11 protein-coding genes are annotated in these 15287 nt (G+C 69.1%); 3 read left to right on the top strand and 8 right to left on the bottom strand.

The window, feature by feature from the left end; all coding sequences use genetic code 11:
- Positions 1-17: 17 nt before the first annotated feature.
- The 6 genes from araH to HAV18_RS12140 all read right to left on the bottom strand — a co-directional run bounded on the left by araH (position 18) and on the right by HAV18_RS12140 (position 7495).
- Positions 18-1037, bottom strand: a complete 1020-nt coding sequence (gene araH, locus HAV18_RS12165; protein WP_166955858.1) for an L-arabinose ABC transporter permease AraH — start codon at positions 1035-1037, stop codon at positions 18-20.
- Positions 1038-1069: 32 nt separating this feature from the next.
- On the bottom strand, positions 1070-2626 hold the full coding sequence (gene araG / locus HAV18_RS12160; protein ID WP_166955856.1) for an L-arabinose ABC transporter ATP-binding protein AraG: 1557 nt from the start codon (positions 2624-2626) through the stop codon (positions 1070-1072).
- A gap of 20 nt (positions 2627-2646) precedes the next feature.
- The gene (locus tag HAV18_RS12155) at positions 2647-3660 is read right to left on the bottom strand and encodes an arabinose ABC transporter substrate-binding protein (protein WP_166955854.1); all 1014 of its coding nucleotides are present in this window, start codon (positions 3658-3660) and stop codon (positions 2647-2649) included.
- 72 nt (positions 3661-3732) lie between these two features.
- Positions 3733-4662 (bottom strand): Gfo/Idh/MocA family protein, encoded by a 930-nt coding sequence (locus tag HAV18_RS12150; RefSeq protein ID WP_166955852.1) that lies wholly within the window; start codon positions 4660-4662, stop codon positions 3733-3735.
- Positions 4663-4698: 36 nt separating this feature from the next.
- A complete protein-coding gene (locus HAV18_RS12145) occupies positions 4699-5628 on the bottom strand; it encodes a dihydrodipicolinate synthase family protein (protein WP_166955850.1) in 930 nt (309 codons plus the stop codon).
- A 115-nt stretch (positions 5629-5743) separates the two neighbouring features.
- Complete coding sequence (locus HAV18_RS12140) at positions 5744-7495, bottom strand: IlvD/Edd family dehydratase (RefSeq protein WP_166955848.1); 1752 nt, start codon at positions 7493-7495, stop codon at positions 5744-5746.
- 114 nt (positions 7496-7609) lie between these two features.
- Between HAV18_RS12140 and HAV18_RS12135 the strand changes: the two genes are divergently transcribed.
- Entirely contained in the window at positions 7610-8560 is a 951-nt protein-coding gene (locus tag HAV18_RS12135) for a LysR family transcriptional regulator (protein ID WP_166955846.1), read from the top strand.
- A 102-nt stretch (positions 8561-8662) separates the two neighbouring features.
- Here HAV18_RS12135 and HAV18_RS12130 read toward each other — a convergent pair whose 3' ends face one another.
- Positions 8663-10171, bottom strand: coding sequence for an efflux transporter outer membrane subunit (locus HAV18_RS12130; protein ID WP_166955844.1), 1509 nt, complete (start codon positions 10169-10171; stop codon positions 8663-8665).
- 238 nt (positions 10172-10409) lie between these two features.
- Here HAV18_RS12130 and HAV18_RS12125 point away from each other — a divergent pair, with 238 nt between their 5' ends.
- Positions 10410-11618, top strand: a complete 1209-nt coding sequence (locus HAV18_RS12125) for an efflux RND transporter periplasmic adaptor subunit (RefSeq protein WP_166955842.1) — start codon at positions 10410-10412, stop codon at positions 11616-11618.
- A complete protein-coding gene (locus HAV18_RS12120) occupies positions 11615-14731 on the top strand; it encodes an efflux RND transporter permease subunit (RefSeq protein WP_166955840.1) in 3117 nt (1038 codons plus the stop codon). The genes HAV18_RS12125 and HAV18_RS12120 overlap by 4 nt, the downstream gene beginning before the upstream one ends.
- Before the next feature lie 60 nt (positions 14732-14791).
- Here the strand turns inward: HAV18_RS12120 and HAV18_RS12115 are convergent, their stop codons facing one another.
- Positions 14792-15268, bottom strand: coding sequence for an OsmC family protein (locus HAV18_RS12115; protein WP_166955838.1), 477 nt, complete (start codon positions 15266-15268; stop codon positions 14792-14794).
- Between the last annotated feature and the right edge of the window lie 19 nt (positions 15269-15287).

Genomic DNA, 15287 nt, shown 5'->3' with positions numbered 1-15287 from the left:
CCGCGCGTTCGCCAGGGTCAGATCTTCATCGCGCGCCGCTGGTTGCGACGATACTGGTCGAACAGCACCGCGAGCAACAGAATTCCGCCGCGTATCAGATATTGGTAAAAGGTCGGCACGTTCAGCAGGCTCATCGCGTCCTGCACGGAGCCCATGATCAGCACGCCGACCAGCACGCCGGAAATCGTCGCGACGCCGCCCGTCAGCGACACGCCGCCGAGCACGCACGCGGAGATCACGCCGAGCTCGAGGCCGACCGACGTCTTCGGATCGCCGAGGCTCATCCGCGACGCGAGCATCACGCCGGCGAAGCCGGTCACGAGCCCCTGCAGCACGAACACCGTGATCTTGATGCGCATCACCGGCAGCCCCGCGAGCAGCGCGGTCTCGCCGTTGCCGCCCACGGCCAGCACGTTCTTGCCGAACACGGTCCGGCGCAAGATGAAGCCGAACACGATAAAGCCGACGATGTTGCTCCAGATCGGATACGAGATGCCGAGGAACGACCCGCCGCCGAGATCGAAGAAGCGCTCCTCGGAGATCATCACCGCGTCGCCGTTCGACGTGATGAACGCGAGCCCGCGCACGACTTCCATCATCGCGAGCGTGACGATCAGCGAGTTGATCCGCCAGCGCGCGATCAGCACGCCGTTCACGAGCCCGACCGCACCGCCCGCGAGCACGCCGGCCGCGATGCCGAGCACGACGCTGTGCGTCGCGGTGATCAGCGTCGACGCGACGACGCCCGAGAACGCGACGATCGACGCGACCGACAGGTCGACCTCGCCGAGCGCGAGCACGAACATCATCGTCACCGCGATCGAGCCGATCAGCGTGACCGACAGCAGCAGGCCCTGGATGTTGCGCGGCGTAAGGAAGTCCGGCACCGTCAGCGACAGCGTCGCGAACAGCACGACAAACACCATCACGATGCCGGAGCGGTTGATCAGTTGCCACACGCCGCCGCGCGCTCGCGCGGGCGCGGCGGCGGCATCGGGGGACGGGGAAGTGCGTTGGGGTTGCATGGCCTGGCTCATGTCGTATGCGTTCCGGTTGTTGCAGTACGCCGCTAGCGCGGCAGCGCGAGCTTGATCAGCGCGTCGGGCGTCGCATGCGCCTTCGCGACCTCGCCCGCGATCCGTCCTTCCTTCATCACGATGATCCGGTCCGACACGCCGATCACCTCGGCCAGGTCGCTCGACACGAGGATCACCGTGCGGCCCGCTTCCGCGAGTTCGTAGAACAGGTTGTAGATTTCCGCGCGCGCGCCGACGTCGATGCCGCGCGTCGGCTCGTCCATCAGGAACACGTCGATGCGCTCGGCCAGCCAGCGCGCGAGCACGACCTTCTGCTGGTTGCCGCCGGACAGCGCGCCGATCGGCGTGTCGCCGTCGCGGGTCTTGATTGCAAGCCGCTCGATGTAGCGTTGCGCGAGTTCACGCTCGCGCCGCGCGTCGAGCAGCACGCGCGCCGGGCTGAAATGACGGCGCGCGCTGATGTTCAGGTTGTCGGCCACCGACGCGATCGCGACGATGCCTTCCTGCTTGCGGTCCTCCGGGCACAGCGCGAGGCCGGCGCGCACCGCGTCGCGCGGGCTCCCGAATGCAACGCGTTTCCCGTTCAGCTCGACGTGCCCGGCGCTCGGGCGCACCGCGCCGTACAGCAGCTTCATCAGCTCCGAGCGGCCCGCGCCGACGAGCCCGAAGAAGCCGACGATCTCGCCACGCCGTGCGGTGAACGACACGGGCTCGGATAACCCGGGCCCCGCCAGCCCCTTCGCCTCGATCAGCACGTCGCCGGCCGCGCGCGGCCGGTAGCCGTACACGTCCTCGATCGAGCGGCCGACCATGCAGCCGATCAGCCGGTCGCGGTCGAGATCGGTCACGGAATCGAACGTGTCGATGCGACGACCGTCGCGAAACACGGTCACGCGGTCGCACAGTTCATACACCTCCTCCATCCGGTGCGTGACGTAGATGATCGCGCGGCCTTCCGCGCGCAGCGCACGGATGATCCGGAACAGCTGCGTGGTTTCCCGCGCGGACAGCGAACTCGTCGGTTCGTCGAACGCGATCACGCGCGCATCGCGCATCAGCGCCTTGCCGATCTCGATCATCTGGCGCTGGCCGATCGACAGGTACTTCACCGGAATGCCCGGATCGATGTGCTCGCCGAGCCGCTCCAGCGCATCGAGCGCGCGCGCGGCAAGCGTGCGTTCGTCGACCACGCCGAGCCGGCTCGGCACTTGCCCGAGCATCAGGTTCTCGGCGACCGTCAGCTCGGGCACCAGATGCAGTTCCTGGTAGATGATCGCGACGCCGGCCTCGAGCGCCGCGCGCGTCGACGCGAAGCGCTGCTCGGTACCGTTCAGCGTCAGCGTGCCTGCCTGCGGCTGGTTCACACCGGACAGCACCTTCAGCAGCGTCGACTTCCCCGCGCCGTTCTCGCCCATCAGCCCGTGCACTTCGCCCGCGCGCACCGACAGCGACACGGCGTCGAGCGCGCGCACGCCCGGGAACGTCACCGTGATGCCGTCGAGTGCGAGCAGCGGGCCGCCCGGCGGCGATACGCCGGCATCGCCACCGGTGTCGCTGCCGGATACGGCCGTCATCGTCTGCATCGTCATCGCGTTCTCGCCTCGCGCACTCAGATGCCGAGCTCGGCGCGCACGGCCTGCCAGTTCGCGCGCGTCATCAGCTTGCCGCTCGTCTGCGTGTCGGCCGGCGGCGTCTTGCCGTCGCGGATCCAGTCGACGAGGTTCTGCGTGCTGTCCTTGCCGTGGTTCGTCGAGCTGACCGCGATCGTCCCGTAGAAGCCGGTCGGCTCCTTTTTCTGGAATTCGGCGAACGCCTCGCCGGCGCCGTTGATGCCGACGCCGATCACATCGGCGGCCGGGATGTGCAGCTGCTCGGTCGCGCGCACCGCGCCGAGCACGGTTTCCTCGTTCAGCGCGTAGACCACCCACTTCTTGATGTTCGGATGACGCGCGAGCACCGGCGCGGCCGCGCTGAAACCGCCTTCGTCATCGGTCGTCTTCTGCGGCGCGTCGAAGATGTTCTCCTTGCGGAAACCGTTCGCGAGCAACGCCTGCGTCGCGCCGTCGGTGCGCAGCTTCGCGGTCGGCAGCTCGTAGTTGGTGATCCGCAGCGCGCCGACTTCCTCGGGCTTCCACCCACGCCGCTTCATCTCGTCGGAAATGGCCTGGCCGACCTGGTTGCCGATCTTGGTCGCCGACATCCCGAGGTGCGGCACGTTCGGCAGCGGCTTGCCGGTCGAATCGACGAGCTGGTCGTCGACGGTCACGAACTTCATGTTGTAGCGCTTCGCACGCGACGCGATCGCCGGGCCGAGGCGCACGTCCGGCGCGCAGATCACGAAGCCCTGTGCGCCCTGCGAGCCGAGGTTGTCGATCGCGGCCAGCACCTTCTCGCCATCGGGCGTGCCGATCTTCACGACCGAGAAATTCTCCTTCTGGCCGAGCGCGGACGCCGCGTTCTGCTCGTTGATGAACCACGCCTGCTCGGGCATCTTCACCAGGAAGCCGATCTTCAGCGGCGCATCGGCGCGCGCAGCGCCCTGCATGCCGAGCGGCGCGATGCAAAGCGCGGCCAGCAGCGCGCGTAACGTGTGTCGGCGAATCGTGTGGGTCGTGCGGTTCATGCGGTGTCTCCTTGATGTCGGCTTGTGCCGTAATGATTCGTCGTGCGCGATCGCGCCGCAGCGCGCGCGTGGTCAGCGGCCGAACGCGTCGGTCTGCACGCGCCGCCCGAACAGGAACGCGTCGGCAACGAGCCGCAGCGGCCGCACGTCGACGTCGCTTTCGCCACGCGCGATCAGCGCATGGAAGTGCGCGTACAGCGCCGGATACTCGCGTTCGGGCCCGATCTCGACCGGCTCGCCCGCAATCGACAACTGCGCGCCGCCGCGGCTGATCGCGAGCACGCCGTCGGCCGTGTCGACCGCGATCTCCCATTGCTCGACCGGGCCGTGCCGCCAGTCGAATTCCGCGCGCACGGGCACGCCGTCGGTATCGGTGCAGTCGAGTTCGGCGGCGATCGGCGTCTGCACGTCGCTCGGCACGATGAGCGTCGCCTCGCGCAGCACGAGTTCGCGCGGCAGGATCCGCGTGACGATCGACAGCGCGTTGATGCCCGGATCGAACACGCCGAGGCCGCCCGGCTCCCAGATCCATTGCTGCCCCGGGTGCCAGCGCCGCACGTCCTCCTTCCAGCGCACCTGCACTGCGCGGATCGTGCGTGTCGCGAGCCACGCGCGGGCGGGCTCCACCGCGCTCGCGCAGCGCGAATGCCAGGTTGCGAACAACGTGAGGCCGCGTTCGCGCGCGAGCGCCTCCAGCACGGCCACTTCGCCGAGCGTCGCGCCCGGCGGCTTCTCGAGCATCACGTGCTTGCCGGCTTCGAGCGCGGCGCGCGCCTGCGCGTAGCGCACCTGCGGCGGCGCGCACAGCGACACGGCGTCGAGCTCGCGCTCGGCGGCCAGCAACGCGCGCAGATCGCGATAGTTGCGCACGCCGGCGACTTCCGCGTGGCGGCTCGCGCACGCGGTCAACCTGAAGCCCGGTTCGGCGTCAATCGCCGGCAGATGCTGGTCGCGCGCGATCTTGCCGATTCCGACGACACCCAGCGAAACCTGATCACTCATCGTGCATGCCTCCTTCGCGTATCGTTCGGTGGTCGCTCAGTGCGCCCAGCGCAGCACGAGCGGATCGAGCCGGCGCGCGATCGCGAGCAGTTCCGCGCGCGTGTCCGGATGCAGTTCCGGCATCGGATGCCGTGGCCGCTCGCACGCGATCACGCCGCCTTCGCGCATCAGCGCCTTCGCGGTGAGGATCCCGGACTGGCGGTTCTCGTGGTTGATCAGCGGCAGCCATGCCTGGTAGTGCGCGAAAGCGTCGTCGTGGCGCCCTTCGCGCCAGGCTTCGAGGATCGGCCGGATGCCGTCCGGATACGCGCCGCCCGTCATCGCGCCGGTCGCGCCCGCGTGCAGATCGGCGAGCAGCGTGATCGCCTCCTCGCCGTCCCACGGCCCCTCGATCGCGTCGCCACCGAGCCGGACCAGCTCGCGCAGCTTGTTCGCGGCGCCCGGCGTCTCGATCTTGAAGTACGCGACCTGCTCGATCTCGCGCGCCATCCGTGCGAGGAACGGGGCCGACAGCGCGGTGCCGCTCGCGGGCGCGTCCTGGATCATGATCGGGATCGCGATCGCATCGGACACGTGCGCAAAGAAATCGAAGACCTGCGCTTCCGGCACGCGGAACGTCGCGCCGTGATAAGGCGGCATCGCCATCACCATCGCCGCGCCGAGCTGCTGCGCACGCAGGCTGCGCGCCGCGCACACCTGCGTGCTGTAGTGCGACGTCGTGACGATCACCGGCACGCGGCCCGCGACGTGTTCGAGGATCGTGCGCGTGAGCACGTCGCGTTCGTCGTCGGTGATCGCGAACTGCTCGGAGAAATTCGCGAGGATGCACAGCCCGTCGGAACCCGCGTCGATCATGAAATCGACCGCGCGCTTCTGGCTTGCGAGGTCGAGCGCGCCGGTATCGGTGAAGGTCGTCGGGACGACCGGGAAGATGCCGCGATAGCGCGGCGTGCTGCTCGATGTCATGGTTCGCGTCCTGCGCCGGCCGCTGTGGCGGCCGGCCGTCATGCGTTCACGGTTTCACGAAGCGGGCCCAAGCGGGCTCGCAACCGGCTGCGACGCACATCGCGCCGCCTGCCGCTCAATGCGAATGGCTCGGCACGTCCGCGCCGCGCGTGCCGACCAGGAAGTCGAGGTCGCACCCTTCATCGGCTTGCAGCACGTGATCGATGTACAGCCGCGCATAGCCGCCCTTGCCAAGCTGGCCGGCCACGCCCGGCGCCGCGGTCGGGTCGACGTCCGACAGGCGGCGCTGCAGTTCGTCATCCGTAATGTCGAGATGCAACGTACCGGCCTCGCAGTCGAGTTCGATCCAGTCGCCGTTGCGCACGGCCGCGAGCGGCCCGCCGGCGGCGGCCTCCGGCGCGACGTGCAGCACGACCGTGCCGTACGCGGTGCCGCTCATCCGCGCGTCCGAAATCCGCACCATGTCCTTCACGCCCTGGCGCAGCAGCTTCGGCGGCAGCCCCATGTTGCCGACCTCGGCCATGCCCGGATAACCGCGCGGCCCGCAGTTCTTCAACACGAGCACCGAGCTGGCATCGACGTCGAGTGCTTCGTCGTTGATCGTCGCCTTGTAGTGCTCGAGGTTCTCAAACACGACCGCACGACCACGGTGCTTCAGCAACTCGGGGCTCGCCGCAGACGGCTTCAGCACCGCGCCGCGCGGCGCGAGATTGCCGCGCAGGATGCAGATGCCGCCGTCCGCGATCAGCGGCCGGTCGAGCGGGCGAATCACTTCGTCGTCGTAGTTCGGCGCTTCGCGCACGTTGTCCCACAGCGACCTGCCGTTCACGGTCAGCGCGTCCGGGTGCGGCAGCAGCCCGCCTTCGCCGAGCCGGCGCAGCACGGCCGGCAGCCCGCCCGCGTAATAGAACTCCTCCATCAGGAAGCGCCCCGACGGCATCAGGTCGACGATCGTCGGCGTGTCGCGGCCGATCCGCATCCAGTCTTCCAGTTCGAGCGGCACGCCGATGCGGCCGGCGATCGCCTTCAGGTGGATCACCGCATTCGTCGAGCCGCCGATCGCCGCATTCGTGCGGATCGCGTTCTCGAACGCCGAGCGCGTGAGGATCTTCGACAGCACGAGCCCTTCGAGCGCCATCTCGACGATACGGATGCCGGACATGTGCGCGAGCACGTAGCGGCGCGAATCGACGGCCGGAATCGCCGCGTTGTGCGGCAGCGCGACGCCGAGCGCCTCGGCCATGCACGCCATCGTCGACGCGGTGCCCATCGTGTTGCAGGTGCCGGCCGAGCGCGACATCCCGGCTTCGGCCGACAGGAAGTGATGCAGGTCGATCTCGCCGGCCTTCAACGCTTCATGCAGCTGCCACACGGCCGTGCCCGAGCCGATGTTCTTGCCCTCGAGCTTGCCGTTCAGCATCGGGCCGCCGGACACGACGATCGCCGGCACGTCGCAGCTCGCCGCGCCCATCAGCAGCGCGGGCGTCGTCTTGTCGCAGCCCGCGAGCAGCACGACCGCGTCGATCGGGTTGCCGCGGATCGCTTCCTCGACGTCCATCGACGCGAGGTTGCGCGTGAGCATCGCCGACGGCCGCAGGTTCGATTCGCCGTTCGAGAACACCGGGAACTCGACCGGGAAACCGCCCGCTTCGGAGATCCCGCGCTTCACGTGCTCGGCGAGCTTGCGAAAGTGCGCGTTGCACGGCGTCAGTTCGGACCACGTATTGCAGACGCCGATGATCGGCCGGCCATCGAACTCGTGATCGGGGATGCCCTGGTTCTTCATCCAGCTCCGGTACATGAAGCCGTTCTTGTCGTTCGTGCCGAACCATTGGGCGGAGCGCAGCCTGGGTTTTGTTGCCGACATCGTCAGTCCTGTGGTGACGGGATACCGGCGCAGTCTAGGCAGAATTTTGATAACTGGCTAATGACGTTTTTGGCGATTACGATATCGATTCCGATATCGATATAAACCCGTACGATGCCCGAAGCCAGTCCGTGGGGAAACCGGGGCCGCCTGAAGACGCGCCAGCTTCTGTTGGTCGTCGCGCTTGCCGACGAAGGCAGCATTCACCGCGCGGCGGCTGCGCTGAACATGACGCAGCCGGCCGCGTCGAAGCTGCTGCGCGAACTCGAGGAATCGATCGGCGCGGTGCTGTTCGAGCGCCTGCCGCGCGGGATGCGACCGACGCTGTACGGCGACGCGCTGATCCGCCATGCGCGCGCGGCGCTCGGCAGCCTCGACCAGGCGCACGAGGAACTGGCCGCGCTGAAGGCCGGCCATCTCGGGCACGTGGCGGTGGGGGCAATCACGTCGCCCGGCTTGCGGCTCGTGCCGCCGGCCGTCGCCGCGGTGAAGGGCACGCATGCGGGCCTGCACGTCTCGGTCGAGATCGACACCAGCAACGTGCTGCTCGAACATCTCGCGCAGGACAAGATCGACATCGTGCTCGGCCGGCTCTCCGCCGAACACGACAAGCTGCGGCTGCGCTACGAGCCGCTGACCGGCGAGCCGGTGGCGGCCGTCGTGCGAACCGGCCATCCGCTGCTCGCGCAGGCGCCGCTGTCGCTCGCGGACGTGCAGCGCGCCGCGTGGGTCGTGCCGCCCGCCGGCAGCGTGCTGCGCCATCGCTTCGAACTCGTGTTCCAGCGCGCGAGCCTCGCGCCGCCGGCGAACCTCGTCGAGACGTCCGCGCTGCTGTTCATCACGCAGTTGCTCGAGCAGAGCGACATGATCGCGGTGCTCGCGGAAGACGTCGCGCGCTACTACGCGCGGCACGGAATCGTCACGGTGCTGCCACTGGAGATGGATTGCCGGATGGACGATTTCGGGATCATCACGCGCACCGACCGGCTGCATTCGCCGGCCGTCGCGGTGATGGCCGACGCGATTCGGGCTGCTGCGCGGGAGGTGTACGGCGTCGAGTTCTGACGCGGCGGCAGGGCTGTTTCCGGCGTCGATCCGGACGCTGCTTCTGCGGAAGTATCTGAACAGCCCGCTCTTGCGGCGGCTTGCGGTGTCGTCACGTGCCGCTCATCCGTCGTGCCCGACCACCGCGCCGCCAACCGCCTTGTGCAACGCGACGACCGCGAGGCCCTGCTTCTCGAGCGCCTCGACCGTCGCCAGGTCGGCCTCGCGGGCCGCCAGACCTACTTCGATGCGCTCGAGCCGACTCGTCATTCCGCGCTGCCGGAGCAGCGCGGCGTGCGCGTCTGTACGGCGCGCGGCATCGACATGCAGCGCGAGATCGGCCACGCGGCGCCGCTCGGCCGCGAGCGCGTTCAGCGCATTCTCGGTTTCCTCGATGCCTTCGAGCACGGCGTGCCGATACGCGACGATCGCCGCGGCAAGCTCCGCTTCGCGGGCGCGCACGACGGCGCGGCGCGCCCCCCAATCGAGCAGCGGAATCGTCACGGAGAGCGCGCCCGAACCGACCGTGCTGCGTCCCGGCAGCGGCATGCCGACCAGATTGCCGCTGACGACGATGTCGCCGACCAGGTTCAGGCGCGGATAAAGCTCGGCGTTCGACACGCGCAGCTCGGCCGCCGCCTGCTCGATCGCACGCTCCGCGCGCCGGATGTCGGGCCGCGTGCGCAACAGATCTGCCGGCACGGCCCGCAGCGAGACCGGCGGCACGGCCGGCTGGGCGGCCACGGCCAGCCAGCGGTCGTCCGGTTCCGGCTCGCCGGTGAGCAGCGCGATGCGTTGCGCAGCCTGCTGCACGGCCTGGTCGGACGCCGCACGGCGGGCCGTGAGCTCGGCGGCGCCGGCGAGCACGCGCTCGACGTCGAAGTCGCTGGCGACGCCGGCCGCGCGCTTCTCACGGGTCAACACGATCCGTTCCCGCTGGTCGCTCACGCTTTGCGCAAGCAGGGCACTGCGGCGCTGCGCGCCGCGCAACTCGACGTAACAGCGCACCAGCTCGGCGATGACCGTCACGCGCGCCTGCCGCCAGTCGGCCTGCGCGACACTCGCGCCCGCTCGCGCCGCATCGGCGGCGGCCGCAAGCCGGCCGAACAGGTCGATTTCCCACGATGCGTCGAAGCCGGCCTGGTAGTAGCCGCTGGCGCGGTCGGACGGCACGAACGGCACATTGCCGGACGGAAAATCCGTGCCGTCCGTTTCGTTCGCGAACCCGCCGGGCCCGTCCGCGCCCGACACACGCTGCTGCCGTTGCAGCTCGCCGATCGCATCGAGCTGCGGAAGACGCGCCGCGGCCGCTTGCCGGGCGATCGCGCGCGCGGCCTGCAGGCGATAGCCGGCCTCCGCGAGTGTCAGGTTGTGCGACAGCGCGGTAGCAACCAGCCCATCGAGCACCGGGTCGCGGAACATGGTCCACCAGTCGGCGGGTGCCGGCGCGGCTGCGGCGGCCGAATCGGACTCGCCGCGATTGCGCCAGTCGGCCGGCACGGGCTGATGCGCATCGGGCAACTGCGCCGGCGACAGACAGCCGGACAGCATGCCCACACTGACCAGCCACGCAATGCCACGCAACCACAGGCCGCATAACCGGCCCGGTTTCCTGTCACCCATGATGCTCATGTTCGTGTTCATCCTCGACAACGCGGCTTGACGCATCGGCGCCGCCGCTGAATAATAGATCGATCAGTCAGTCTATTAGAGATCAAGGCCAACGTCCAGCACGGAGTACCCGATGAGAACGGTCGCCCCGGAAAGACGAAGACACATGCGCCGATGCTCCGGCTGATCATCCAGCGGATGCTGCGTCCGCAATGACGCGCGGCGATCCCCCACCCGATTTTCTTTCGTGAAGACTCCCATGATCCGGAAACCGCCCGCGACGGGCGCCCTGTTTCGCTGGAAAGCCGTTGTGCGCGCGCGCTGCAGCACGCTGACATTTACGCTGCTGATGGCGCTGGCGGGCGCCGCCGCCAGCCTGCTGCCGTCGTCGACGCACGGTGAACTCGCGGCGCGGCCCGCACCGGCTGCACAACGTGTCACCCTCGCGGCCGCCGGGCCGGCCGTGTTTGCGCGCACGATCCGGCTGACGGGCACGATCGCCGCGCGTGACGACATCGCGATCGGCACGCCGCTGCAGGATCAGCGGGTGACGGCCGTGCTGGTCGACGAAGGCGATCGCGTGAAAGCCGGCCAGATCCTCGCGCGGCTCGATACCGCGACGCTCGACGCACGGCTGCGCGACGCACGAGCGGCGGTCGATCGCGCACAGGCCGCGGTCGCGCAACAGCAGGCGCTCGACGCCGATGCGCAGGCCGCATGGCGCCGCATCGAGCCGCTCGGCCGCTCCGGTGCGGTCAGCGACCAGCAGGTCGACCAGCAGCGCGCGCAAGCCGCCGCAGCCGCTGCGAACCTGCGCGGCGCGCGCGCGGATCGCGAGCAGGCGCTCGCGCGGCTGGCCGAGGCGCACGCAGAACTCGACAAGGCTGCCGTCCGCGCGCCAACGGATGGCGTGATCGCGAGCCGCGCCGCGCGCGCCGGCGCGCTGGCCGGCAGCGAACCGCTGTTCCGGCTGATCGGCCGGGGCGAACTCGAATTCGACGGCGACGTGGTCGAACGCGACCTGGGCGCGCTCAGCGCGGGGCAGCGCGCGACGGTCACACTGCCCGAATCACAGCGCACCGCTGACGGCACCGTGCGCCTCGTCGCGCCGCGCATCGACCCGCAAACCCGGATGGGCAAGGTGCGCATCGCGCTGGACGACACGTCGCGCTTCCGGGCCGGCGGCTTCGCGCGCGCCGAGCTCACGGTCGAACGGGCCGACGTGCCGGTCGCCGTGCCGCAACGCGCGGTCACGTTCGGCGCGCAGGACGCGGCGTTCGTGTCGCAGGTCGACGCCACCGGCCGCGTGACGCGCCGCGCGATCGTGGCGGGCCGGCGCGATGGTTCATGGATCGAGGTCCGCAGCGGCCTGAAGGCAGGCGATCGTGTCGTCGCGGTCGCCTCGGCGCTGGTACGCGACGGCGACGTCGTGCAGGCGGCCGGCATTGGCGCAGCGGGGGCGAAATGAGTTTCAGGCTGTCGTCATGGGCCATCCGTCGCCCGATCCCGACCATCGTATTGTTCGTCGTGCTCGCGGTGGCGGGCTGGGCAGCGTTTCTCAAGCTGCCGATCAACGCCAACCCGCGCGTGGATTTTCCGATCGTCACGGTAGCGATCGCGCAGGCGGGCACCGCGCCCGCCGATCTCGAGCATGCGATCACGCTGCCGGTCGAGCGTGCCGTATCGGGGCTCGCGGGCATCCGGCACATCACGTCGACAATCGGCGACGGCTTGTCGATCACGACCGTCGAATTCCAGCTCGGCGTCGATACGGCGCGCGCGGTCAACGACGTGCGCGAAGCCGTCGCGCAGAACCGCATGAACCTGCCGCAGTCGATCGAGGAGCCGATCGTCACACGAGTCGACATCGAGGGCGGCGCGATCCTCAACTACGCGCTGCGGGCGAAAGGACGCAGCGTCGTCGAACAGTCATGGTTCGTCGACGATACGCTCAGCCGCGAACTGCTGGCGGTGCCCGGCGTGCAGCGCGTGCAGCGTCTCGGTGGCGTCGACCGCGAGATTCGCGTGCAGTTGCGCCCGGAGCAGCTCGAGGCGCTCGGCATCACGACCGACCAGGTCAACGCGCAACTGATGCGCACGAGCGTCGACGTACCGGGCGGCCGTGCGGTGCTGGCCGGCAGCGAGCAGTCAATCCGCACGCTCGGCGGCGCGACCTCGGTCGACGCGCTCGCCGCGATGCCGATCGCGCTGTCCGGCGGCCGATGGGCCCGACTGTCCGATCTGGCAACGATCCGCGACGGTGCGAGCGACGCGCGTTCGCTCGCGCGGCTCGATGGCGCGGAAGTGGTCGGCTTCGCCGTGTATCGCGCGAAGGGATCGAGCGATACGGACGTCGCGTCCGGTGTGCAGGCGGTGCTCGAGCGTCTGCAGAAACAGCGCCCCGACATCGAGATCCGCGAAGTGGCGTCGATGGTCGAATACACGCTCGCGAGCTACAACGCGACCATGACGACGCTGATCGAGGGCGCCGTGCTGACCGTGCTGGTGGTGTTCGTCTTCCTGCGCAGCTGGCGTGCGACCGTGGTTGCCGCCGTCGCGCTGCCGCTGTCGATGCTGCCGACCTTCGCGGCGATGCTGGGGTTCGGCTACACGCTGAACAGCATCACGCTGCTGGCGCTGACGCTCGTGATCGGCATCCTCGTCGACGATGCCATCGTCGAGATCGAGAACATCGAGCATCACCTGGACCTCGGCAAGCGGCCGTTCCAGGCCGCGATCGACGCCGCAGACGCAATCGGCTTCGCGGTGGTCGCGATCACCGCGACGATCGTCGCGGTATTCCTGCCGGTCAGCTTCATCGGCGGCATCGTCGGGCGGTACTTCACGCCGTTCGGCGTGACCGTATCGGTCGCCGTGCTCGCATCGCTGCTGGTCGCGCGGCTCGTCACGCCGTTGCTGGCCGCATACCTGTTGCACCCGAAACCCGCCGGCACGGCCGCGCACGCGTCGCGCTCCGGCCGGCGGCCCGGGCGTGTGCTCGGCCGCTACCTGACGCTGCTGGACTGGGCGCTGCGGCACCGGCGCATCTGCCTGTTCGCGGGCGCCGCCTTCTTCGCCGCATCGCTGGCGGTCGTGCCGCTGCTGCCGTCCGGCTTCCTGCCGACCAGCGACGTCAGCCAGTCGCGGATCGAGGTGACGCTGCCGCCGGGCACACCGCTCGCGAAGACCGACGCGGTACTGCGGCAGATTGCGGCAGAGGCGCGCCTGCGGCCCGAGGTGCTCGCCGCGTTCACGACGGCGGGCGGCGAAGATGCGTCGGGCACCACCGATGTGTCGACCGGCACCGTGATGCTGAAGCTCGTGCCGCCGAACCGGCGCGAGCTCGGCCAGAAGGCGTTCGAACAATCGCTGCGCCCGGCGCTCGACCGCGTGCCCGACATCCGCTATGCATTCCGCGCGGATGGCGCCGCGCGCGACGTGTCGATCATCCTCGTCGGTGCCGATCCGGCGCAGCTGTCGCTGGCTGCGTCGGCATTGCGGCACGACATGCGCAACGTGCCGGGCCTTGCCAACGTGCAGGTCAACGAGCCGCTGCCGCGCCCCGAGATCCAGGTGCGTCCTCGTTTCGACGAAGCGGCGCGCGCAGGTGTCACGACCCACGCGATCGGCACCATTGCGCGCATCGCAACCGTCGGCGACATCAATGCAAACTCGGCGCGCTTCAACCTGCGCGACCGGCAGGTGCCGGTGCGCGTCGCGTTACCGGAGACGGAGCGCGGCGACCTGAATACGCTGCGGCAATTGCGCGTGGCGACCGACAGCGGAACGAGCGTGCCGCTGCAATCGGTCGCGGACGTCGATTTCGGCAGCGGACCGTCGCGCATCGAACGTTTCGACCGGCTGCGGCGCGTGTCGGTGGATGCCGACCTGACGGACGGCATGACGCTCGGCCCGGTGCTCGACGCGGTCGATGCGCTGCCGTCGATGCGCGCGCTGCCGGACGGCGTGCGTCGGGCGGAGTATGGCGACGCCGAGTACATGAACGAGATGTTCTCCCGGTTCGGTACAGCGATGACGTTCGGCATCCTGATGGTGCTCGCGGTGCTGACGTTGCTGTTCCGCGATTTCCTGCAGCCGCTGACGATCCTGACGGCGCTGCCGCTGTCGGTCGGCGGCGCGCTCGGCGCGCTGTTGCTGTACGGCGCCGCGATCGACCTGCCGGTGGTGATCGGCATGCTGATGTTGATGGGCATCGTCACGAAGAATTCGATCCTGATGGTCGACTTCGCGATCGAGAAGCGGCGCGAGGGCATGCCGCGTCACCAGGCGTTGCTGCAATCCGGCGCGGAACGCGCGCGGCCGATCATCATGACGACGATCGCAATGGTGGCCGGCATGGTGCCGTCGGTGATCAGCACGGGCGCGGATGCAGGCTTTCGGGCACCGATGGCCGTCGCAGTGATCGGCGGGCTGATCACGTCGACGCTGCTGAGCCTCGTGTTCGTGCCGGTTGCCTATACGTGCATGGACGACCTGCGGGCGTGGCTCGCCGCGCGCCTCGCGCGGCTCACGTCGGTGACCGCCGAGGATCGCACGGAGGCCGAGCGGCGCGGCGGCTAGCGAAACCGCGCGGTTCCCGACAGTCTGAATTCGACCTCCGACAATGGAGCGGCATTTTCGTCAGCCTGCGGCGAACTCGATCACCGGCTCGCAGCGGATCGGAAAATTGACCGAGTTCGCGATATAGCACTTCGCATGCGCATCATGATGCAGATGTTCCGCCCGCTCGCAATCGTCGCCGGCCTGGATCGTCACATGCGGGCGCAGTACGATTTCCGTGAAGCGGCCCGGCTCCGAACTGTCGACCATCGTGCCTTCCGCATCGTCGACATAGGCAAGCACGCGAATGCCCGCATCGGAGCACAGATGCAGGTACCAGAGCTTGTGACACGCCGATACCGACGCCAGCAACAGGTCTTCGGGGTTCCAGCGCGACGCGTCGCCACGAAACGCCGCGTCCGACGAACCGGGAATATCCGGCTTGGAACCGGCCCGGATCACATGATCGCGGCCGTACTCGCGATACCCCGACGTGCCGGTGCCGCGATTGCCCGTCCACGCTACCGCAACGCGATACTTGTGTTCGCCAGATGCCATCTCGCTCTCCATTGATGTG

The organism is Burkholderia sp. D-99 (genome assembly GCF_011605345.1).
Classification (GTDB): domain Bacteria; phylum Pseudomonadota; class Gammaproteobacteria; order Burkholderiales; family Burkholderiaceae; genus Burkholderia.
This window is presented reverse-complemented; position numbering and strand designations above follow the sequence as displayed.